The sequence below is a fragment of the Rickettsia finnyi genome (assembly GCF_049668125.1).
Taxonomy (GTDB): Bacteria; Pseudomonadota; Alphaproteobacteria; order Rickettsiales; family Rickettsiaceae; genus Rickettsia; species Rickettsia kotlanii.
This window is the reverse complement of sequence record NZ_CP187160.1, coordinates 641,316-661,515: the sequence shown is the minus strand read 5'-3', so window position 1 is coordinate 661,515 and position 20,200 is coordinate 641,316. Positions and strand designations below refer to the sequence as shown.

Genomic DNA, 20,200 nt, shown 5'->3' with positions numbered 1-20,200 from the left:
TATTTGCGGATACTAGATTTGAAATTAGAATTATGAATATTATCAAAAAATTTTTTAGAAAGTACATTTTTAAAACTCATGGATTTTAGGGATTATTTAGAGTGTTAGTATTGTGCGACTCTTGATACCATTCCTGCGTGGCATTGTTGCGTGGATATTGAGTATTGCGAGAAAATTACGTAAGTAATTGACGAAGCAATCTAGTTAAAAATTCTGATTTTATTATTTTTTATGGATTGCCACACCGCCTATATGGCTGCTCGCAATGACGATATCTATGTAGGCATGTATTCTATTTAATTATTACTTCCTGACCATTATCCCATAAGCTTCTATGTCTTCAAGCCATTTAGCGTTTTCTATTAAATATGATTCTTAACATTCGGCAAGTGTAGGCTCAGGTTCACCTGTTAAATTTTTAAGCCCGTCAAATAAAATGTCTAAAAAACCTATTTTATTCTTTTTACAATAATCTCCTACATCTTCAATATGCTTCGCACGATCATCAACAAATACAATAAAACTAGCATTTAGCTCTTCAGAAAATTTTGATAAAGTACCACTTTTTGAGTGATTACCGGTTATAAATATACCTTTATAAAAAATAGCATCATCCTTTTATCCTGCATTATAAATTGCTAATTTTTCATTATCTGAAAATTCGATACCCAGCTCTTTTAGTTCTTTATATCGCCATCTTATATAGAAAGAATATTGCTGAATGCTCCCGTATTCATTTGTGTAAGACCATAAACCGGGAACTTTTCCTTGAGCTTGTTTATAACTTCTACCCACTCTTCATCAATTAATATTACTTTTCGCTGCAAAAGCCAATTACTGATAATTTCCTCATAATTGTCATAACTACTTTTATTTTCCTTAATTCTATCAATTATTTGATTATAAGACGGCTTCTTAAAAGTTTTTGATTTAGGAGTTATAAGCGTATCGTCAACATCAATGAATATAGATGCACGAGTAGGAGCATTTTTTATTATTAAATCATAAACTTTTTCGGTACTATCGGCCGTTTCAAAATCTTTCATATATACTCCGAAGTAAAATGAAGAGTAGTGATACGAAGTTTAACTTGGAAAAGAGTAATCGGTCTGTAAGCCGAGGAGCGGAACGTATATTAAACGTTCAGCATCCGAGGTCTTACAAAGACATTGTTGCTAATTTTTCAAGTGGGGCGAATATCAAATTTAATATTAAGTTCTTCAGTTAAAATAGCCATTAATTCAAGCCCTGCTCTATTTGTCCATTCGCCTTGTTCATAAAAAAAATGATAAGGACCGCTAACCGGCGACGACAACCAAATTTCTTTGGCGGCACTTTGTTTATTTATTACATATACCCCTTTATCAGTATCAAGGTTTAATATATCGCCTTGTAAATCTACATCTATACTTGCTTCTTTATCCTGCTCTTCTATCTTTTCTGCTATATATGCAATTGTTGTCTCGGCTATTTTACTAAATTCACTATTATTCATGATAACATCCCTTAAGTAGATAAAAATATACGCGAATCAACTTCAAAAAGAGCAAGGAGTCTATAAGGCAAGGAGCGGAGCGTATACTTAATACATGAGCACCACAGCTCTTATAAGACGACGTAGCCAATTTTTGAAGTTCATCGAGTAGATGGTTTTTCAGGATCAATTGCCGGCTCAGGTGCTTTAATCAAACTTTTTCGATAAGTTTCAACAAATCTATTATGATCATTAAGATTGTTAGAAAAATTATGCCCGCCTTTACCATCAACTACAAAAAATAATGCATCCGTTTTAGCAGATTTTACCACTGCTTCCAAAGATTTTAACGACGGACAAGAAATCGGACCGGGTGGTAAACCTTTTATATAATAAGTATTATAGGGTAGTTTTTGCAATAAATCTTTTTTTGTTAAAGCTCTTGCTAATTTAAATTTTCCTTCAGTCAAAGCATATATAGTAGTCGAATCGGCTTGTAGCTTCATATTTTTCTTTAAACGATTAATGAATACTGCTGCTATAATAGGCTTTTCTGCATTTGAGCCGGCTTCTTTTTCAATTATTGAAGCTAACGTTAATACCTCAAGTCTAGTTTTTAATGGAGAATCCGGTGCAAGACTTTGCATTACTTTATCTAAATTAGCAGACATTAAATTTCTCATGTGATCAATTATCTGCTCTTTTTGATCACCGTAAGAAAAAAAATACGTGGAAGGCATTAAAAAACCTTCAGGTATTATCCCTTTTATTTCTCCAAGTAATCGACTTTCTTCATTAATTTTCTTTATAACCTCACTAACTACCGTACCTTCCGGGACAATTATCTTGTGTATTATAGATTTACCGCTTGCTAATATTCTTAAAGTTTGCAAAGGCGATATATTACGAGTAAACACATATTCACCACTTTTAAGAGGTCTTTTTATAGAATAAATTTTAGCAATTACCTTAAAAATTCTTGGATATTTGATTACTTCATTAGAATAAAGTTTTGTAACTATTTGATTTACGGATAATTTAGGTTCAATAATTATCGTTTTATTTTGAGTAAGATTACCCGGTACCAAAATATAACATATACTAAAATTTAGCAAAGTAATAAATATAGTTAGAGATACTATAACTAAAAAAAGTTTAGTTTTTAATAGGTTGTTTACCATAATAACTATTATTTTTATAAGGTTTAGAAAAATTTTACCACGAAATATGGTTTTTTTATTGACATTTGCAATAACATATAGTAAAACTAACTTTTTGCTAAATTAAAATTATATAGTTTTTGCTAAATCAATAGTTTTAATATTTGGTAATTAAAATTAGATGACTAACAAGCAACAAATTAATAACGCAAACCAATTTACTATCACAATAGTATACTTCTATAAAATGAATAAGTTAAAATTTTTATTACAAACAAAAAATATAAATCTTAGTTCATATTACTATACCGGCGTTAATAATGATCTTATAATGGGCATTATATATTATGATACAAGATCACAATACCGATCTAAAACACAAAGAACATACTGAAAGGTTAAAAGCTTTACAAAATAAGTTAGGAAACTTATCCGGTTTCTTGACAACAATGCGTTCTGATAACAATGAGGAATACAAAAAAATTTCCAATGATTTAAAAATTTTAATGAAACAAATTAATACTATAAGAAAAAATATGGAAATATATTTTATTATTATATTAATATTAATGTTTATTATAATTCAGAAAATGTTGTGGACCACCGGTTTCAAGTACTAATCTTTCTCTTTTAACAACTTTATTTTAGGTTCTAAGAACTCCTGTTTAATAATGTCTGCAGCTATATAAGAAGGTACAGCGTCATCTCGATCACCTGATACAAGCGAATTTTCCAAGCTAAGCCTGTGTTCACGTACTTTTGTACGCCTAGCTAACTTGCCTTTAAATTCATCGTGTCTAAAACTTTCTGAATTTAGCTGTAACCGGTTTGATTTAAATCCTAATTGCTGCAAAATTTTTTGGCTTTCTATTACCTGCTCATAAGCTTTCTTAGAATTAAATAATAACTCTTGCAGCTTATTACTAATAAGATTAGCTCGGCAATTAAATTGGATAAATTCCGGAATTATTTCTTTATCGGCTATAATATTTATCAACGTCACATATTTTATTTTTATCAATAGCCTGATAATAAAAAAGCTTATAAGATTAACTTTATAAGCCACAATCATAGGAGTACCGGAAGCTGCTATCTCTAAAGTATTAGTACCGGATTTTGCTAAAGCTACATCCGCAACAGCATAAGTTTTAAGTCTCTCACTTGAAAATAAATAATTAAACTTAACATCTTCTAGAAACGGTTTTATTATTGCCTCATGAGCAGGATTTGCAAGAGTAAATATAACTTTAAGATTATTACAACTCTTGAATATTTCTTCAATAGAAGAAACAAAAACCGATAAATGCCTGAGAATCTCACCCTTTCTACTACCAAGAGTAACACACAAAACTCTCTCATTCTCATCTATTTTAAACTCTTCACGTAAAGCTATTTTATCACTATAAAACTCTTGCTCCATAATCGGATGACCTATATATCTACAATCAAGACCGACTTTAGTAAAATATGGAGGTTCAAACGGTAGTAAAGCAAATAAACAATCATAAATTTTAGCGTATTTTACTGCCCTACCCTCTTTATATGCCCAAACTGACGGTGCAACGATATGAATCATTTTCAGCTTTGGTAAAAGTGTCCTTACTCGCTTTGCCACACGATAAGTAAACCCTGGTGAATCTATAGTAATTAATAAATCAGCTTTACTATTTATTATATCCTCCACAGTTTTATCAATTAATTTTTTAAGCTTAAAAATATGAGGCAAAATTTCTACAAAACCCATTAAATTTATGGAAGTAATAGGAAATAAGCTTTTAAAGCTACCGGCTTCCTCCATATATTTGCCGCCAACACCAACAAACTGTACAGCATCATTCATAAAGCTTGATACAGGTGAATTTAGTTGTACTCCTGTATTGTTTTTTAAACGCTGAATTATACGACTACCTACAAAGTCTCCTGACACCTCACCAGCTATAAAGTAAATTTTTGTCATTAAAGATAGTTATTTTTTAAGGTTCTCAATTTCTGTTTGTAATCGCTCTATTTCTTTTATAGATACTTCAGTAATCTCATGTATTTCTTCTATCGAGTTTTTGTTCATTAACATCTTTTTTGCTATTTTTATACTTTTTGTAACTTCGCCTTCTTGTATACCTCCTTGTTTACCTTTCCTTCCCTCCTCTATTCTTTGCCATACCTTGTTCTCTACCTTTTTCTTCAGCAGAAACTATATAATCACGCTCTTTCATAGCTTTTATTCATATAGGCACGATAAATTATTTGCTCTTTAGGAGTCATCTTAAGTATATCAAAACGTTTTGCTACTTTCTTCATATATGGTGATTTAAAATCTTTCTTAACTTCAGAATGTTTTACTACATATAGCCATTCATCCAATTCATCTCTTATAACATCATTAAATAATGGTACTGATATTACAACATATTCTGGAAATATATAAATCAAATATTTTACCTCTCATATCTTCCAAAGAAAATTTCATAGGGTGCTCTTATCAACTTCTCTAAAAATAGTCTTACTGTGATATAAAGGTACTTTCATATTATCAAAAGGAAAATACAATAAATTAATATGAAATATTTTTTTATAGTAGAATAATCCTCGCTCTTAGAAATACTATCAACTATTAATCTACTAGAATTAAAACAAGCTTTATGCATAACAAGATTTGTATATGATTTATCTATTTCTACTATAGATTTATGCCCTTCTTCATCTTCCACAATGACATCTGCTACACTAGATTTTAAGCTATCATTTTCTTTATTACTGCCACTTATCTAGTAGGGCTTTTATTTTAACAGAACTATAAACCAGCATCTTTAAGAATAGCCGAAATAAATCCCTCGACTATTTCATAATCCCCTTTATCTTTTAATAAATATTTTATAGCGTAATCAAAACTTATTATAGTACTCATATCTTTTATCCTTAAATATATTGCAAAAAATGAAGACAGTATACGAAGATCAACTTCACAAAGAGCAAGGAGGCCACAAGGCGAGGAACGCAGCGTCTTAATACGTGAGTACCGAAGCTCTTGTAGGACGACTTAGCATTTTTGAAGTTGATCTTCGTATACATATTATTAAATTCCATTTAACGGTAACTCAAAACTTCCACAATATGCACTTTCAAAACCTTATCAACATTCTCAAGATCGGCAATCGTGCGTGCTACTCTAAGTATTCGGTTATAAGCACACATTGATAACCACTTCATTCAGTAAATCTTTCATCCGCAGGCATAGTATAATCTATTAACAACTGCCCATCTAATCTGTTATTTGTTTTAATATTATAGCCCTCATATCTCTTTTCTTGAATTAAACGTACTTTCTCGACGCTTGCAGCTATATATTCAGATTCTTCCTCAGAGTTATCTACAATCAAGTCATAATTATAAACATTAATACTAGATACTTCTATATGCAAATCAAATCTATCCATAATAGGTCCCGATACTTTCATTTGATAGTCGCTAGCACATTTTGGAGCTTTCATACATTCTTTATAAGAATCACCTCAATAACCGCATTTACAGGGATTCATAGCTGCTATTAACTGGAAATTTGCCGGATATTCTATATGAGCATTTGATCGTGAGATTAGTATTTCACCGTTTTCAATAGGCTGTCTTCATACATCAATAACATGCTGTGGAAATTCAGGTAGTTCATCTAAAAAAAAATAATACTCTGTTATGAGCTAGCGTAATTTCCCTATGCTTTACTTTTTTTTCGACACTACCACCGACCACCGACCATAGCGGCCAGTGAGCATGAATAATGTGGAGTTCTGCTTTGTAGACATTTGAGGTAGTATACTGGGAAGACAGGCAACAAGTCTTGATTTACCGGTTCCAGGAGGACCGAACATTAAAAGGTTATGCCACCTGATGCTGCAATTTCTAAAGCTCGTTTAGCAATTTTTTGACCTTTTATATCTTTAAAATCAGGATAATTTATCGGCTCATCTTGTAGCTTAGCTTCCGGAGGAGTTAAAACTTGTAAACCTTTAAAATGATTTGCTAGTTCAATTAAATTACCTGCAACAAGTATATTATCATTACCCAACCAAGCAACTTCCGAGCTGTTTTTACTTGAACAAATAAGACCCTTTACCTCTAACAGAAGCTCCAATCGCTGCAGGTAAAGCTCCACTTACCGGTAAGATTGAACCGTCTAATGATAGCTCTCCTATTATCAAATATTCCGCAATTTCAAGTTCAGGTAAAATATTCATTGCGGTAAGGTAAGTATCGCACAAGCAATCACAAGATCGAAGTGGCTTCCTTCTTTTACTAAATCTGCCGGAGCTAAATTTATTAAAATCTTTTTAGTAGGTAGTGCAAACCCTATAGAAGATAACGCTGCTTTAACACGTTAGACTTGCTATATGCACATTATCATGAAATTTTTCTTAAAATGCTATGTTGCTAGGTTGTAGATGTTATTGCATGGATACTACTAAATCGTCATTGCAAGCAGACATAGACTGCGTGGCAATCTCATGAAATAATAACAAACTCCTGAGATTGCTTCGTCAAAACTTATAGTTTTTCCTCGCAATGATGGAACATAACAATTTTATCTCAGCCGTTGATCGAACAAAACATACTATAGAACAAACTTAGCTAAGTCAAGATTAGTTATTATTTTTGATAATTGATTTTCTACGAATTTATCATCGATAGTTATGTTTTTACCTTTCATTTCGCTAGCTTCAAAGCTTATATCCTCAAGCAAATTCTCAAGTATAGTATGCAGCCTTCTAGCCCCTATATCTTCGACTTCTAAATTAACGGTGATCGCATAATCCGCTATCTTCTCAATAGCAGAAGCAGCAAATTCAAGACGTACGTCTTCAGTACCTATTAACGCCGAATATTGTTTTATTAAACTAGTTTCAGGCTCAAGCAATATTTTAATCATATCATCTTTGGTAAGCGAATTTAATTCTACTCTAATCGGTAACCTTCCTTGTAACTCAGGTAATAAATCAGAAGGTTTAGCAATATGGAAAGCACCGGAAGCAATAAATAATATATGATCGGTTTTAACCGGTCCATATTTAGTATTAACCGTCGTGCCCTCTATCAAAGGTAGCAAATCTCTTTGCACTCCCTCTCTACTTATTTCGGCATTTTTTGCTCCGGAACTACCAGTTGAAGCTATTTTATCAATTTCGTCAATAAAAACTATACCGTCATTTTCAGCTAAATTTATAGCTTGCTGAATAATTTTTTCTTGGTCTATTAATTTTTCTGATTCTTCAGGTATAATAATAGCCATAGCATCTTTAACTAGCATTTTTTTTGTTTTAGTCTTACTGCTGCCAAGGGCTCGTCCAATCATATCACCAAGATTAAGAACGCCCATAGATGCTCCCGGCATACCCGGTATTTCAAAACTTCCACCACCAACAGGTGTAGTATCAGCTACGCTAATTTCAATTTCCGTATCATCAAGTTCACCATTTAAAATTTTTTCTTTGAACTTTTCTCTAGTCTCACTACTAGAAGTTTTACCTACTAAACTATCTAATATTCTCTCTATCGCTTTTTCACGGGCATGAATATCTACTTTCGTTTTTGCTAAAGTTTTTTCAGTATTAACAGCTATTTCGACTAAATCACGAATTATTGATTCTACATCACGCCCTACATATCCGACTTCGGTAAATTTAGTTGCTTCAATTTTATAGAAAGGAGAATTAGTCAGCTTTGCAAGGCGTCTTGCTATTTCCGTTTTCCCGACACCGGTTGAACCAATCATTAAAATATTTTTCGGTACTATTTCATTACGTAAATTACCTTCTACTCTTTTACGACGACAACGATTTCTAAGTGCAATAGCAACGGCTTTTTTGGCCTTTTCTTGACCTACGATAAATCTATTAAGTTCATTCACTATTTGAGAAGGGGTAAGCCCCATAGGGTCTTTTTTATAAGTAGTTTTAGTAGCTTTCATACAACTTTTTCCATTATAATATTATGATTAGAAAATACACACAAATCTGCAGCTATATTCATAGCTTTTAAAGCAATTTCTTCAGCAGTTAAATTATTCTCGTAAGACATTAGAGCGCGAGCGGCAGATAGTGCAAATAAACCGCCTGAACCTATTGCTGCAACATTATTTTCAGGCTCTACGACATCACCGTTACCGGTTAAAATTAATATATGACTACGATCAGCAACAATCATCATTGCTTCCAAACGTCTCAAATATTTATCGCTACGCCAATCTTTTGCAAGCTCAACTACACTTCTAAGTAAATTATGCTTATGTTGCTCTATCTTTACTGCAAGTTTTTCAAATAACGCAAGACCGTCAGCCGTAGAACCTGCAAAACCGGCAATAATTTTATTATTTGCTATAGTCCGAAGTTTTCGTGCCGTAGATTTTAGTACGGTATTACCATGCGAGACTTGTCCATCTGCTGCTATAATTATTTCTTCGTTCTTTTTTAAACAAAGTATTGTTGTGCCATGTAAGGCTAAATTATCTGACATAATATAAAATTTATTGATATTAAGTTGTTAATTAAGTACTATTAGAATTACTGTTAAGTAGACGAATAGACGAAGTTTAATTTGGAAAAGAGCAAGGAGTCTGTAAGCCGAGGAAGTGGAGCGTATATTAATACGTGAGCATTCGAGGACTTACCAAAACGACGTAGCCAATTTTCCAAATTAAACGCGTATATCTTGACTAATGCAATTTAATTAATTATTGTCCCTTGAATTTTCAAGGCTTAAACTTAAATAATGAATATATACGCAATATACATTAACTCCACACAAAAAAATAATAATTTTATTGTCATTGAAGAAGGCTTTTCATGGATAGCGGCTCTTTTAAGTATATTTTGGGCATTATACCATAAAATGTGGTTAGTTGTTGCTATTGCCGTAATAGCGAATATAATCGTTACGGCAATTAATATCGAAGAGTTAAAGTTTATATTTAAGATAGTCTTAATATTAGGCTTCGGCTGTTTTGCTTCAGATATTAGAGAAAATTATTTAAAAAGAAATAATTACCGACTAGAAGATATAATAATTGCCAACTCTAGAATTGAAGCTGAATTAAAATTTCTAAAACGTAGTATGCTGGTTTAACAGAAACGTGGTTTCATAAATATTAAATCGTCATTGCGAGCAGTCGTAGACTGCACGGCAATCCAGAAAAAAAATTAAAGAAATGCTAAAATTAGCATTTCTTACTAAATTGCTTCGTCAAAACTTACATTTTTACTTACAATGACGGAAAATCAAGCCATACAATAAAGCTTTTAACAGGAATAAATGATGTATAATAAAGAAAATGTTTTTGCAAAAATCATAGGTAAAAATCTTCCGGCAGAAATAATTTATGAAGACGAACAAATTTTAGCATTCAAAGATATAGCACCCGTAGCACCTGTACATATTATCGTTATACCTAAAAACGAATATATAGATTATGCCGATTTCATCTCTAAAGCTTCTATAGACGAAATAAAACATTTTTTTGCTAAACTTTCTGATATAGCAAATGAAGCAGGTTTAGATAAAGACGGTTATCGTTTAATAACTAATAAAGGCGAGAAATCGGGACAAACTATTTTTCATTTCCATTTCCATATTATCGGAGGTGAAAAACTCATCGGATTAATAAATAATGACTAAAAAATACAATATTGCAGTAATCGGAGCTACAGGAAATGTAGGGCATGAAACTCTAAATATTCTAGCTGAACGTAATTTCCCCATTAATAAAGTTTATGCTATAGCTTCAGATAGCTCTCTAGGACGGGAAGTAAGCTTTGGAGAAAAAATACTACAAATTAATAGTTTAAAAAGTTTACATTTTGACGATATCGATATTGCTTTTTTTTGTGCAGGTTCAGAAGTTTCAAAAGAATTTATACCAAAAGCTACTGCTAGTAATTGTGTAGTTATCGACAAATCATCACTTTTTAGAGTTGATAATCAAGTGCCATTAATTGTACCTGAGGTTAATTTATCAACACTTAAAGAGTTTAATACTAAAAATATCATAGCTAACCCTAACTGTATCGTCATTCCGCTTGCAGTAGCATTAAAACCGCTAGATAATGAAATAAAGATTAAAAGAGTAGTGATATCTACTTATCAATCAGTATCAGGAGCAGGTAAAGCAGGAATGGACGAACTCTACGACCAAACAAAATCTAAATATGTTTTTGGAGAGAATGATCCTAAGACATTTCCAAAACAGATTGCATTTAATCTTTTTCCTCATATAGGTGATTTAAATAAAGATGGCTATACAAGTGAAGAAGCAAAAATTGCTTCTGAACTAAACAAAATTATAGGTAATCACTTTAAAGCTAGCGTTACTTCTGTTAGAGTCCCGGTATTTATCGGTCATTCTATATCGGTTAACATAGAATTTAACGACAAAATTGATGCCAAAGAAGTCGAAGAAATATTACAAGATGCCGATGGAATTGTTACAATTTCCAATAATAATTACCTTGCGTATATCTCACCCGTTGAAGTGGCAGGCGAAGATGCCGTATATGTCTCCCGAATTAGAAATGACGTAAGTAGAGATAATACGATAAATCTATGGATCACATGTGATAACTTACGTAAAGGAGCAGCTTTAAACAGTGTTCAAATTGCTGAAGAATTAATTAATAATTATTTATAATATAACTAATATGGATAATAAAAATAATAATCTAAATAAAAAAAATCCGCTAGCAATAGCATTAGGCAAATGTAGAACAGTTTTTTGGATAGTCTTTTGGTTTGCTTTTGTAATTAACTTACTAATGTTAATTACTCCTCTTTACTCACTACAAGTTCTTGATAGAGTCCTTGGAAGCGGTAATCTACAAACATTATTATTTTTATCAATAATAATCGCATATATTTATTTTGTTTACGGATTATTACAAATTGCTCGTTCTTTTACACTTATAAAGGTAGGAGAATGGCTTGATAAAACAGTAGCTCCCGTAATTTTTGCTTCTTCAATTTCTGCAGCTGCGACACGAACAAATATGGGTTCTAGCCAATTATTACGTGATTTTCAAACCGTCAAAACATTCCTAACAAGTACCGGAATTAATACTTTATTCGATGCTCCTTGGAGCCTTATCTATATTGCGGTTATTTTTTCAATTCATCCATATATCGGTCTTATTACCATTTTTGGTGCAGTTATAATAGTTTCAACCGCTTTCTTTAACGCCGCAGCTACTAATAAAACACTCGGTGAAGCTACCGAATTTTCGATAAAAGGTATGACACAAGCCGATATTGCAAACAGAAATGCAGAAACAATTGAAGCAATGGGAATGATGAAGAATGTTACAAAAAATTGGCATAAATTTAACATATTAGCACTTGATAAGCAATCGGTTGCTAGCTATCGTAACGGTGTTATTTCTAACTTTTCAAGGTTTATCCGTAATATAATGCAAATGGCTGTTACTGGAGTTGGTGCTTACATTGTTGTAAAATCTCACAGTACAGATATGACTCCCGGTAATATGATTATGAGTTCTATCATAGTCGGTAGAGCTCTTGCTCCTTTCGATAATGCTATTGATTTATGGAAAAGTATGAGCGGTGCTATTAAATCATATAAAAACATTAATAATTTATTTAACACTTATTCTTCTAGAGACGAAACGATGCCAATTCCGCACGTCGATGGTCATCTTACTGTTGAAAATATTTATTATGCTCACCCTATACCGAAACATTTACCGCAACCTCCCGTAGCAAAATATATCTTAAAAGGCGTTAGTTTTGCAGTACAACCGGGCGAAGTTTTAGCAATTATCGGTCCTTCGGCTACAGGGAAATCAACTTTAGCTAAAATCATAGTCGGGGTCTGGAAAGAATCATCAGGTTCCGTACGTTTAGATAGCGCTGAAATTTATCGTTGGAATAGAGAAGATTTCGGTAAACATGTCGGCTATCTTCCTCAAGGAATAGAACTTTTTAGCGGTAGTATTAAACAAAATATAGCTAGAATGGAAGAAGATGCCGATCCGCAAAAAGTTATTGAAGCAGCTAAAATAGCCGGAGCTCATGAAATGATATTAAGGTTCCCTGACGGTTATGATTCTGATATCGGTCCTGCAGGCTCTAATCTATCAGGTGGTCAAAGACAGCGTATCGGGCTTGCTAGAGCTTTTTACGGTAATCCAAAACTCATCATTTTAGATGAGCCTAATGCTAATTTAGATGAGGCAGGTGAAGTTGCCCTTGCAACTGCCTTACAACAAGCAAAACTTAAAGGAATAGCAGTTCTTGTAATTTCACATAGACCATCCGTATTATCCGTTGTTGATAAAATTCTAATATTACAGGATGGAGCCGTTGCAGTTTACGGAACGGGAGAAGAGATTCAAAAACACTTTAAAACTTTAACAAGCGGTACAATTCATATTAATAACTAAAGTGTCATATCGTGACTTGATTAGCATTGTTGCGTGGCTTCTAAATCATCATTGCAAGCGAATGTTAGTGAGCGTGGCAAGCTCATGAATTCTATCGAGATTGTTTCGTCAATTACTACGTTATGTCCTCGATGACGCAAAATATAAACAATGCTGCTAAATATAATAATGATTAAATATTATGCAGGACTTAAAACACAATAAACCTCAAATTACTCCGGAACAATTAAAACAATTATTGTCCTTAAGAGAAAATGCGTTAAACCGTAAAGGTCAAAGTTCTAAACGTAAAGCTTTAATAAATACTATATTAAAGAAAACCTCTCATGCTATAGAATTCTTATTAGTAAAACTTGATAGGTTTGTTAATTTTATTACTAAGAAAACCGATAAAGATCGTAATAACGTAGCCCAAGCTGCAAGGTCACCTATACTTTTCGGTATTTATGTTATGATCTTTTTAGTATTAATAGGCGGATTATGGTCGGCTCTTGCTCCGCTTGATAGTGGTGCTGTAGCTGTCGGTATCGTAATGCCAAGCACAAATAAAAAAACGATTCAACATCATGAAGGCGGAATAATCAATGCTATTTATGTAAAGCAAGGTGATAAAGTCAAAGAAGGCGATAAATTAATAGAGCTTGAAGAAACTAGAATAAAAAGCGAACATGAAAATATTCTTGGTCAGTACCGTAATTTTTTAGCAACTGAAAATCGTTTAATTGCCGAACGTGATAATTTAGAACAAATCGAATTCTCTGATTTTCTAATGCAGGATATCAATTTACCGGAAGTAGCTAAAATAATTCATACGCAGGAAAATTTATTTAGGTCTAGAAAAGAAGTATATAACTCAGAGAAAGATGCATTACATCAAAATATTGCTCAACTTGAGAAAAAAATTGAAGGTTTAGAAGCAAAAAAAGTTGCCGCCTCCAAAACTGCTGAAGTTTATCAAGACCGTTTAAAAGCTTTAAGAACGTTAAAAGAAAAAGGCTTTGTACAAAAAGCAGCCTTATTAGACCAAGAGGCAAAAGTTGCCGCTTCAAAAAGCGATGTTGCAACAACTGAAGCCGAAATAGCAGGAATACGCCATGCTATTACCGAAACTCAAATTAAAATTATAAATCAACAAAATAAATACACTGAACGGACTTTAACCGAGCTTCGTGAAGCTCAAGTACAAACCGCATCTCTTAAAGAAAAATATAATGCGCTGACGGATTCGCTTAATCGTGTGATAATCAGATCACCTGTTGACGGTATAGTTAATAATTTAAAATATCATACAATAGGCGGTGTTATAAGTCACGGACAACCTATTATGGAAATTTCGCCAACTAATGACCCATTAATAATAGAAGTAAAGGTATCTCAAAAAAACATTGACTCAGTACATGAGGGATTAGTTGCAAAAATACGTTTCAGTGCATTTAAATCAAGAACAACTCCAACATTTACCGGTAAAGTAGTAAGCATATCTCCCGATATCGTACAAGATGAAAGACAGTATCCGGGACAACAGCAAGATAATTATTATGTTGCAAGAGTTGAAATCGATATGGATGAATTTAACAAAGTTGCTAAAGTTAAAAATCTTGAATTACACCCCGGTATGCAAGCTGAGGTACAAATCGTCACAGGTACTAGAACACTACTGAGATATTTACTTGATCCCGTTACTGATACTGCATTTAAAGCTTTCAGAGAAAAATAGATAATTTGAAAATTTTAAGTTAGATAACTTTACATAACCTAAATATTTTAACAATTTTTATTAAAAATTCTTAATCCTTTATTGACTTTGAATCAAAAGCAGTATAGCTTATTTTGTAATCTAATTAATATATAAAGGTTATGTTAGGCTACGAAAAAGAACAAAGAAGTTTAAATACAGAACAAAAACAAGCAGTCGGATTACTTTCTATAGGTACATTTCTAGAATATTTTGACCTTATGCTTTATGTGCATATGGCGGTGCTTTTAAATAATTTATTTTTTCCGGAATATGATCCTTTCACTTTTTCATTGCTTACTGCCTTGTCTTTCTGTTCTACCTATTTGCTAAGACCTATAGGAGCATTAATATTTGGGTATATAGGCGATCATTTTGGACGTAAGATTGTAGTTGTTTTAACTACCCTATTAATGGCTATTACTTGTGTGATTATAGGCAGCATGCCAACATATGCACAGATAGGTATAACAGCCTCTTGGGTTCTTACTATATGTCGTATAATTCAAGGTATGTCAGCAACTGCAGAAGCACGAGGTGCAGAGCTGTACTTAACCGAAAATTCATCTCCTCCTATACAATATCCATTAGTAACAATTATAACCGTATTTTCTGCCGTAGGCACTACGGTAGCACTAGGTATTGCATCAATTTTTACTAATCAAAATATTTATCACCATGAATCAAGTTGGCGTATAGCCTTTTTCGTTGGTGCAACTATCGCTTTTGTAGGTACTATTGCAAGGACTAGTTTAAAAGAAGCAGATGCATTTTCAAATAAAAGAAACAAATTAAAACTAAGACTTCAAGAAAATAATATTATGCTTGAAGAAATTGACAAAGATATTCTAGATCAAAAAGTTCCAAACACCACTTCTATTTGGTATTTCTTTATCCAGTGTGCTAGACCACCGTGTTTTTATTTCGTATATATATATTGCGGTGATATATTAAAAAGAGAATGCGGATTTACTCCAAATCAAATTATAAATCAAAATTTTTGGGTATCTATAATAGATTTACTCGGTATTATCGGTCTGGCATTTATTAGCTATAAAATCCATCCTTTAAAAATCCTAAAGGTAAAATTATATCTATTTTTTACCTCTCTCATTTTTTTTCCTATAATGTTAAATTACAACCCTACTCCTTTATATATTTTTATTTTTCAATGTTTAGCTGCATTATTCGTATTTGATCACGTACCGGCAGCTCCTATATTTTATAAATATTTTCCGGTTTTTAAGAGATTTACATATACTAGTATGCTAAGTGCAATAGCAAAATTATTTACTTATATTATAACGTCATTTGGTTTAGTTTATATTACCAATTATCTAGGATATTGGGGATTATTTTTAATTTTCATTCCGGTAGGTATAACTTTTTTTATGGGAGTAACTTATTTTGAGAAAATGGAAACGAATCAAAATTTATAATTTTATTAAAAGTAGAATTTATATTAAATTTTAAATTATTTTTATAACATTCAGCATATATAAGCTCTGAAACTGAAGGTATTTCAAGTATTTCACTTAACACTAAAAAGCTTTTTAATGTCTCTTTAATTATTTTATGAGCTTTTTCAGGCGATTTTGCTTCCAAAGTTTGTAAATTATGTATTCTATCAAAAAGTTTTATAAGAGCAGTATCATATCTTTTTTGTTTAATTAATAAAATAAGACTTTTCTCGCTACTTATTTTCCCCCAAGGTTTAATTCTGGTTAGACCTGCTACATGCCTTGCTACTTCTTCATCAAAAACATTGCTAATCATTTCTTCAGTAAGTTCAGTATCTTCAATAGTGTCATGAAGCAATGCAGCTTGTAGCATTCTAAAAGTAAAGAGTTTAGGCACTTCTTTTGCTAAAAATTCTGCTACCATAATTGTTACTGCGATTGGATGAGAATAATAAGGATCACCTGATTGACGCATTTGCTCACCATGATATTTACGAGCATAATAAATACCTTTTTTAACTTCTCTAATATCGATAGGTTGTTTTACTTGGGTATTTAAAAATAAAAGCCTTTCGATTAATTTATCTGAATATTTACAGCTTTTAAAATTTTGTTCCCAATATTCTATATCTTTCATAAAATCGTTCCATTCTATATTGCTAAAAAATAACTATATATTAAAAATAGTTTTTTATAAAGATTTATATGTCATCCTTAACTATCACCTACATTTTTCTCATTACAACAATATGTCTTTTGCGTCTGTATGGCTGAGGCAGTATTCTTTCGAGGGTTTTTACAAAAAGAACATTACAAAATCTTTTACCAAAACAGCAGATTTTATTAGCTGTTATTATAGCATCTTTTTGGGATGGCACATTTTCAAGGCAGACTAATATATATAGCTTTAAGCACTATATGCGTTTTTTTCTATGGTTATGCATATTATAAAACAGACAAAATATTATGCTCTATGATAGTCCATTTCGGTCTAAATTTATGCCATGTATTATTATTTACTTATCCTGCTCTTAAAACTTTGTGAAATAAATGTAATTTTAATAGACAAAGTTATAGAGTTTTTTATTTACAAATAGTAAACATAATAACTAAGTTTTATGAACAAAGACATCCCTACGGATTTATTACCTTCAGAATATGAGTTAGCAAGCTCTAATAATGCTGCTTTGACCCTATTTTTAGTAGAAGCAACCTTATTATTCTTGTTTGGTTATTGCTGCTACTGTTGTTTCAATAATGAGAAAAAAGATATTGGGCTTGAATTAATCGGTGATCACCACAAACATGATGAATAATATTTTTTAATTATTGCATGGTTCTTAATGTCATTCCTACGAAAGACTTGCCTCAGTGGCTCGAAAATAGTCATTGCGAGGGCATTGCATAACAATTGACGCAACAATCTTAGGAGTTTGTTATTATTTCATGAGATTGCCACGCAGTCTACGACTGCTCGTAATGACGGGGTGGTATCCACGCAGGCAATGCCCAACCTACCATTTACTTGGATCAAAGCTCAAATTAATCTCTTTCCAATAGTTAAAGCGTGCAGAGTCAAGGTTTTCAATAGGACTTGCTTGCCATACCGCTCTAATTGCATTATCCGCAAAAGCTTCACAAACACTAGCCGGAATATTAGGACAGATTTTTTCGTTAATCTTTGCCTGCTCAACATTACCTGCTTTATCTAGCGTAATACTAATAATGACTTTTACCTTATTATTACCTCTAACTCCTGCCGGTACATTACTCCAATGTCTTTCAATCTGTCTTTTTATCAAAGATGTTTCACTATCGGAAAGAGGCAGCCCATCCGTATAAACCCCTTTAGCTTCTTTTGCATTATCAGCTTTTTTTGATCTTTGATGCTTATTGGATTTTATATTATCCCCTTCCGAAGATTGCTCTAAATTCTTCAGCAAAGAATCAAGCTCATCGGTTTTAGGCTCTTTTTTCTTCACCTCTTTAGGTTTCTCAGCCGGTTTCGTTCCCTCTTTCTTTTCTTCGGGCTTCTTCTTTTCTTCTGCTTGTTTTTTGTCTTCTTCTTTAGGTTTTTCTTCCATTGTTTTAGCCTCAGGTTCTTTTGCTTTTTCTTCTTTAGGCAAATCTTGCGGTTCTTCTTCTTTTGGCTTACTCTGCTCAGATTTTTTAGCGTCTTCGTTTTCTATAGGGGCTTCTTTTTGCTTTGTCTGAGTGATAATATTTGATTTATCACTAACAGGTAACATTTCAAAAGTTATAGTTTGCTCTTCCGATAATTTTTCAAAAAGCGACGGCATACCGAATAGAAAAAAATATAAAATAAGTAAGTGCAGAACAACAGAGAAGCTAAGGAAAACCATAAAATTATCCTTATTTTGATTACTTTTCATTATTTTTAATATTTGAAATAAGAGCTACACGAGAAAAGCCGGCAGCATGAATTTCAGCAACTATCTCTACTACCTGCCCATAAGAAACATTTCTATCGCCTCTTACAAAAATTCTAGCATCCTTTTTTTCTTTAGTGATATTTGCAAGCTTGTCGGTTAAATGCATTCTTTCTATTGGAATTTCAAGTAAGAAAATTTTGCCTTTATTATTGATAGTAACAACCAAAGGCTCATCCTGACCTGAAATCGGGCTTGAATTTGTCTCAGGCAAATCCACGTTTACTCCTGAAACAAGCATTGGAGAAGTAATCATGAAAATAATTAATAGCACAAGCATCACATCAACAAGCGGCGTAACGTTAATTTCGCTAACTACCACTCTTTTACTTTTTCTATTACTTCCGGCAAGCTTTATAGCCATTACATTTTCTCCTGATCAATTGCCTTAGAAAGTATAGAGTTTAACTCACTAATAAAATCTTCAATCTTATTATTGATAAGAGTAATACGGGAAATCAGATAATTATAAAAAATTACTGCCGGAATAGCTGCAAATAAGCCTATCGCAGTTGCAAGTAACGCCTCGGCAATTCCGGGAGCTACTACGGCAAGAGAAGTATTTTTTGAAGTAGCGATCGATTGGAAGCTATGCATAATCCCCCAAACGGTACCGAACAAACCTACGAAAGGAGCACTTGATCCAACAGTTGCCAAGAAGCTTAAATTTTTCTCGAGCTTTTCGACTTCCCTATTTTGAGCTAAGTACATTGCACCCGTTATACGCTCTTTATGGTTGTTTTTTAAGCCTTCAGAAAGACCTTTAGTGCTTAAGCTTTTACACTCATCCATAGCTGAAACAAAAATTAAAGCTAGCGGATTATTAACCGACCTTTTTATGCTTTCATATAATTGCTCTAATACTCCACCGGACCAAAACACATTTTCAAATGCCCGCATGCTTTTCTGCACTTGCACTAGCTTAAATATTTTATCCAAAATAATAGCCCATGACCAAATAGAGGCAATAAGTAACATCAGCATAACTGACTTACCGATAATGTCGGAGGAGCTTATTAAAGAAAAAATCGATAAATGATCTTGCGTAACGACTTCTAAACCGTTGCTAATATTAGTATCTGCACTCATTGAATATATATTATTTAAATTATTCTAAAATTAAATAATATATTCATATTTTATTTTTGTCATTAGGTTATGTGAAAAATTTTAGTAATCAATTTAGTATGGCTTTTGAAAAACACTTCAGTGTCATACCGTGGCTTGACCACGGTATCCAGAAAATAACTAAAAATACTAATATTATTAGTATTTTTAACTGGATTCTATGAATAAATCACGAGACGATACATATTTTTTAAATCATTAATTTAACATCTCTTAACCTACGTCAATTTTCCATACAAAATACTGCTCTTAAATTTAAAGTTGCACATAAAATTAATTCAATATTTAAAAAACTTGAATTTATAGCTTTTGGTCCATAGCTTAATAAATACAAACAATTATTTACCTCAGACGAATTAG

The 20,200-nt window shown here is 32.3% G+C and carries 24 protein-coding genes and 4 pseudogenes; 10 read left to right on the top strand and 18 right to left on the bottom strand.

The window, feature by feature from the left end; genetic code table 11:
* Nucleotides 1-303 precede the first annotated feature (303 nt).
* From ACPKKV_RS03660 to mltG, 3 genes and pseudogenes are all read right to left on the bottom strand, one after another.
* Nucleotides 304-1,046, bottom strand: a pseudogene (locus tag ACPKKV_RS03660) (DUF2608 domain-containing protein).
* 137 nt (nucleotides 1,047-1,183) lie between these two features.
* On the bottom strand, nucleotides 1,184-1,495 hold the full coding sequence (gene cyaY, locus ACPKKV_RS03655) for an iron donor protein CyaY (RefSeq protein WP_392506232.1): 312 nt from the start codon (nucleotides 1,493-1,495) through the stop codon (nucleotides 1,184-1,186).
* 140 nt (nucleotides 1,496-1,635) lie between these two features.
* A complete protein-coding gene (gene mltG / locus ACPKKV_RS03650) occupies nucleotides 1,636-2,655 on the bottom strand; it encodes an endolytic transglycosylase MltG (RefSeq protein ID WP_392506231.1) in 1,020 nt (339 codons plus the stop codon).
* A gap of 326 nt (nucleotides 2,656-2,981) precedes the next feature.
* Here mltG and ACPKKV_RS03645 point away from each other — a divergent pair, with 326 nt between their 5' ends.
* A complete protein-coding gene (locus ACPKKV_RS03645; RefSeq protein WP_392506230.1) occupies nucleotides 2,982-3,254 on the top strand; it encodes a hypothetical protein in 273 nt (90 codons plus the stop codon).
* On the opposite strand, the gene lpxB is transcribed toward ACPKKV_RS03645, so the two are convergent.
* The 11 genes and pseudogenes from lpxB to hslV form a co-directional block, all read right to left on the bottom strand.
* Complete coding sequence (gene lpxB / locus ACPKKV_RS03640) at nucleotides 3,251-4,591, bottom strand: lipid-A-disaccharide synthase (protein ID WP_392506229.1); 1,341 nt, start codon at nucleotides 4,589-4,591, stop codon at nucleotides 3,251-3,253. The genes ACPKKV_RS03645 and lpxB overlap by 4 nt on opposite strands.
* A 9-nt stretch (nucleotides 4,592-4,600) precedes the next feature.
* A pseudogene (locus ACPKKV_RS03635) lies at nucleotides 4,601-5,181 on the bottom strand (hypothetical protein).
* A complete protein-coding gene (locus tag ACPKKV_RS03630) occupies nucleotides 5,157-5,342 on the bottom strand; it encodes a hypothetical protein (RefSeq protein ID WP_392506228.1) in 186 nt (61 codons plus the stop codon). The pseudogene ACPKKV_RS03635 and the gene ACPKKV_RS03630 overlap by 25 nt, the downstream one beginning before the upstream one ends.
* A 376-nt stretch (nucleotides 5,343-5,718) precedes the next feature.
* The gene (locus ACPKKV_RS03625; RefSeq protein ID WP_392506227.1) at nucleotides 5,719-5,841 is read right to left on the bottom strand and encodes a magnesium chelatase subunit ChlI family protein; all 123 of its coding nucleotides are present in this window, start codon (nucleotides 5,839-5,841) and stop codon (nucleotides 5,719-5,721) included.
* Nucleotides 5,838-6,206, bottom strand: a pseudogene (locus ACPKKV_RS03620) (ATP-binding protein). Before ACPKKV_RS03620 ends, ACPKKV_RS03625 begins: the two are co-directional and overlap by 4 nt.
* 141 nt (nucleotides 6,207-6,347) lie before the next feature.
* Nucleotides 6,348-6,497: an ATP-binding protein gene (locus ACPKKV_RS03615; protein WP_392506226.1), complete on the bottom strand. Its 150-nt coding sequence runs from the start codon at nucleotides 6,495-6,497 to the stop codon at nucleotides 6,348-6,350.
* The gene (locus ACPKKV_RS03610; protein WP_392506225.1) at nucleotides 6,497-6,694 is read right to left on the bottom strand and encodes a hypothetical protein; all 198 of its coding nucleotides are present in this window, start codon (nucleotides 6,692-6,694) and stop codon (nucleotides 6,497-6,499) included. Before ACPKKV_RS03610 ends, ACPKKV_RS03615 begins: the two co-directional genes overlap by 1 nt.
* Nucleotides 6,695-6,716: 22 nt before the next feature.
* On the bottom strand, nucleotides 6,717-6,863 hold the full coding sequence (locus tag ACPKKV_RS03605) for a magnesium chelatase domain-containing protein (protein WP_392506224.1): 147 nt from the start codon (nucleotides 6,861-6,863) through the stop codon (nucleotides 6,717-6,719).
* Entirely contained in the window at nucleotides 6,860-6,946 is an 87-nt protein-coding gene (locus ACPKKV_RS03600; protein ID WP_392506938.1) for a magnesium chelatase domain-containing protein, read from the bottom strand. Before ACPKKV_RS03600 ends, ACPKKV_RS03605 begins: the two co-directional genes overlap by 4 nt.
* A gap of 291 nt (nucleotides 6,947-7,237) precedes the next feature.
* A complete protein-coding gene (hslU, locus tag ACPKKV_RS03595) occupies nucleotides 7,238-8,590 on the bottom strand; it encodes an ATP-dependent protease ATPase subunit HslU (RefSeq protein ID WP_392506223.1) in 1,353 nt (450 codons plus the stop codon).
* Nucleotides 8,587-9,135: an ATP-dependent protease subunit HslV gene (gene hslV, locus ACPKKV_RS03590; RefSeq protein ID WP_392506222.1), complete on the bottom strand. Its 549-nt coding sequence runs from the start codon at nucleotides 9,133-9,135 to the stop codon at nucleotides 8,587-8,589. Before hslV ends, hslU begins: the two co-directional genes overlap by 4 nt.
* 81 nt (nucleotides 9,136-9,216) lie before the next feature.
* Here hslV and ACPKKV_RS03585 point away from each other — a divergent pair.
* The 7 genes and pseudogenes from ACPKKV_RS03585 (at nucleotide 9,217) to ACPKKV_RS03555 (ending at nucleotide 16,241) form a co-directional block, all read left to right on the top strand.
* Nucleotides 9,217-9,319 (top strand): annotated as a pseudogene (locus tag ACPKKV_RS03585) (palindromic element RPE5 domain-containing protein).
* Between the two features lie 71 nt (nucleotides 9,320-9,390).
* Nucleotides 9,391-9,744: a DUF2628 domain-containing protein gene (locus ACPKKV_RS03580; protein ID WP_392506221.1), complete on the top strand. Its 354-nt coding sequence runs from the start codon at nucleotides 9,391-9,393 to the stop codon at nucleotides 9,742-9,744.
* 189 nt (nucleotides 9,745-9,933) lie between these two features.
* Nucleotides 9,934-10,293, top strand: a complete 360-nt coding sequence (locus ACPKKV_RS03575; protein WP_012150637.1) for an HIT domain-containing protein — start codon at nucleotides 9,934-9,936, stop codon at nucleotides 10,291-10,293.
* The gene (gene asd / locus ACPKKV_RS03570; RefSeq protein ID WP_392506220.1) at nucleotides 10,286-11,302 is read left to right on the top strand and encodes an aspartate-semialdehyde dehydrogenase; all 1,017 of its coding nucleotides are present in this window, start codon (nucleotides 10,286-10,288) and stop codon (nucleotides 11,300-11,302) included. Before ACPKKV_RS03575 ends, asd begins: the two co-directional genes overlap by 8 nt.
* A gap of 10 nt (nucleotides 11,303-11,312) precedes the next feature.
* Entirely contained in the window at nucleotides 11,313-13,067 is a 1,755-nt protein-coding gene (locus tag ACPKKV_RS03565) for a type I secretion system permease/ATPase (RefSeq protein ID WP_392506219.1), read from the top strand.
* Nucleotides 13,068-13,248: 181 nt separating this feature from the next.
* Entirely contained in the window at nucleotides 13,249-14,784 is a 1,536-nt protein-coding gene (locus tag ACPKKV_RS03560; RefSeq protein WP_392506218.1) for an HlyD family type I secretion periplasmic adaptor subunit, read from the top strand.
* A 140-nt stretch (nucleotides 14,785-14,924) separates the two neighbouring features.
* Nucleotides 14,925-16,241, top strand: coding sequence for an MFS transporter (locus tag ACPKKV_RS03555; RefSeq protein WP_424492203.1), 1,317 nt, complete (start codon nucleotides 14,925-14,927; stop codon nucleotides 16,239-16,241).
* Here ACPKKV_RS03555 and ACPKKV_RS03550 read toward each other — a convergent pair.
* Nucleotides 16,192-16,899: an HD domain-containing protein gene (locus ACPKKV_RS03550; RefSeq protein ID WP_392506216.1), complete on the bottom strand. Its 708-nt coding sequence runs from the start codon at nucleotides 16,897-16,899 to the stop codon at nucleotides 16,192-16,194. The genes ACPKKV_RS03555 and ACPKKV_RS03550 overlap by 50 nt on opposite strands.
* A 234-nt stretch (nucleotides 16,900-17,133) precedes the next feature.
* On the opposite strand from ACPKKV_RS03550, the gene ACPKKV_RS03545 reads away from it, so the two are divergent.
* Both ACPKKV_RS03545 and ACPKKV_RS03540 read left to right on the top strand, forming a co-directional pair.
* Nucleotides 17,134-17,307, top strand: coding sequence for a CPBP family glutamic-type intramembrane protease (locus tag ACPKKV_RS03545; RefSeq protein ID WP_392506215.1), 174 nt, complete (start codon nucleotides 17,134-17,136; stop codon nucleotides 17,305-17,307).
* A 73-nt stretch (nucleotides 17,308-17,380) separates the two neighbouring features.
* On the top strand, nucleotides 17,381-17,578 hold the full coding sequence (locus ACPKKV_RS03540; protein WP_392506213.1) for a hypothetical protein: 198 nt from the start codon (nucleotides 17,381-17,383) through the stop codon (nucleotides 17,576-17,578).
* 198 nt (nucleotides 17,579-17,776) lie between these two features.
* Here ACPKKV_RS03540 and ACPKKV_RS03535 read toward each other — a convergent pair whose 3' ends face one another.
* Genes ACPKKV_RS03535 through tolQ form a run of 3 tightly spaced genes read right to left on the bottom strand, consistent with a single transcriptional unit; the run spans nucleotide 17,777 to nucleotide 19,801 of the window.
* On the bottom strand, nucleotides 17,777-18,655 hold the full coding sequence (locus ACPKKV_RS03535; RefSeq protein WP_392506211.1) for a cell envelope integrity protein TolA: 879 nt from the start codon (nucleotides 18,653-18,655) through the stop codon (nucleotides 17,777-17,779).
* Entirely contained in the window at nucleotides 18,645-19,076 is a 432-nt protein-coding gene (gene tolR / locus ACPKKV_RS03530; RefSeq protein WP_392506209.1) for a protein TolR, read from the bottom strand. The genes ACPKKV_RS03535 and tolR overlap by 11 nt, the downstream gene beginning before the upstream one ends.
* On the bottom strand, nucleotides 19,076-19,801 hold the full coding sequence (tolQ, locus tag ACPKKV_RS03525; protein ID WP_392506208.1) for a protein TolQ: 726 nt from the start codon (nucleotides 19,799-19,801) through the stop codon (nucleotides 19,076-19,078). The genes tolR and tolQ overlap by 1 nt, the downstream gene beginning before the upstream one ends.
* Nucleotides 19,802-20,200: the final 399 nt, after the last annotated feature.

Excerpts from the sequence above, each read along its gene's own strand:
- cyaY (WP_392506232.1), bottom strand. The coding sequence starts at position 1,495 with ATGAATAATAGTGAATTTAGTAAAATAGCCGAGACAACAATTGCATAT.
- mltG (WP_392506231.1), bottom strand. The coding sequence starts at position 2,655 with ATGGTAAACAACCTATTAAAAACTAAACTTTTTTTAGTTATAGTATCT.
- ACPKKV_RS03645 (WP_392506230.1), top strand. The coding sequence starts at position 2,982 with ATGATACAAGATCACAATACCGATCTAAAACACAAAGAACATACTGAA.
- lpxB (WP_392506229.1), bottom strand. The coding sequence starts at position 4,591 with ATGACAAAAATTTACTTTATAGCTGGTGAGGTGTCAGGAGACTTTGTA.
- ACPKKV_RS03625 (WP_392506227.1), bottom strand. The coding sequence starts at position 5,841 with ATGAAGTGGTTATCAATGTGTGCTTATAACCGAATACTTAGAGTAGCA.
- ACPKKV_RS03615 (WP_392506226.1), bottom strand. The coding sequence starts at position 6,497 with ATGTTCGGTCCTCCTGGAACCGGTAAATCAAGACTTGTTGCCTGTCTT.
- ACPKKV_RS03605 (WP_392506224.1), bottom strand. The coding sequence starts at position 6,863 with ATGAATATTTTACCTGAACTTGAAATTGCGGAATATTTGATAATAGGA.
- hslU (WP_392506223.1), bottom strand. The coding sequence starts at position 8,590 with ATGAAAGCTACTAAAACTACTTATAAAAAAGACCCTATGGGGCTTACC.
- hslV (WP_392506222.1), bottom strand. The coding sequence starts at position 9,135 with ATGTCAGATAATTTAGCCTTACATGGCACAACAATACTTTGTTTAAAA.
- ACPKKV_RS03580 (WP_392506221.1), top strand. The coding sequence starts at position 9,391 with ATGAATATATACGCAATATACATTAACTCCACACAAAAAAATAATAAT.
- ACPKKV_RS03575 (WP_012150637.1), top strand. The coding sequence starts at position 9,934 with ATGTATAATAAAGAAAATGTTTTTGCAAAAATCATAGGTAAAAATCTT.
- asd (WP_392506220.1), top strand. The coding sequence starts at position 10,286 with ATGACTAAAAAATACAATATTGCAGTAATCGGAGCTACAGGAAATGTA.
- ACPKKV_RS03565 (WP_392506219.1), top strand. The coding sequence starts at position 11,313 with ATGGATAATAAAAATAATAATCTAAATAAAAAAAATCCGCTAGCAATA.
- ACPKKV_RS03560 (WP_392506218.1), top strand. The coding sequence starts at position 13,249 with ATGCAGGACTTAAAACACAATAAACCTCAAATTACTCCGGAACAATTA.
- ACPKKV_RS03555 (WP_424492203.1), top strand. The coding sequence starts at position 14,925 with ATGTTAGGCTACGAAAAAGAACAAAGAAGTTTAAATACAGAACAAAAA.
- ACPKKV_RS03550 (WP_392506216.1), bottom strand. The coding sequence starts at position 16,899 with ATGAAAGATATAGAATATTGGGAACAAAATTTTAAAAGCTGTAAATAT.
- ACPKKV_RS03545 (WP_392506215.1), top strand. The coding sequence starts at position 17,134 with ATGGCACATTTTCAAGGCAGACTAATATATATAGCTTTAAGCACTATA.
- ACPKKV_RS03540 (WP_392506213.1), top strand. The coding sequence starts at position 17,381 with ATGAACAAAGACATCCCTACGGATTTATTACCTTCAGAATATGAGTTA.
- ACPKKV_RS03535 (WP_392506211.1), bottom strand. The coding sequence starts at position 18,655 with ATGAAAAGTAATCAAAATAAGGATAATTTTATGGTTTTCCTTAGCTTC.
- tolR (WP_392506209.1), bottom strand. The coding sequence starts at position 19,076 with ATGGCTATAAAGCTTGCCGGAAGTAATAGAAAAAGTAAAAGAGTGGTA.
- tolQ (WP_392506208.1), bottom strand. The coding sequence starts at position 19,801 with ATGAGTGCAGATACTAATATTAGCAACGGTTTAGAAGTCGTTACGCAA.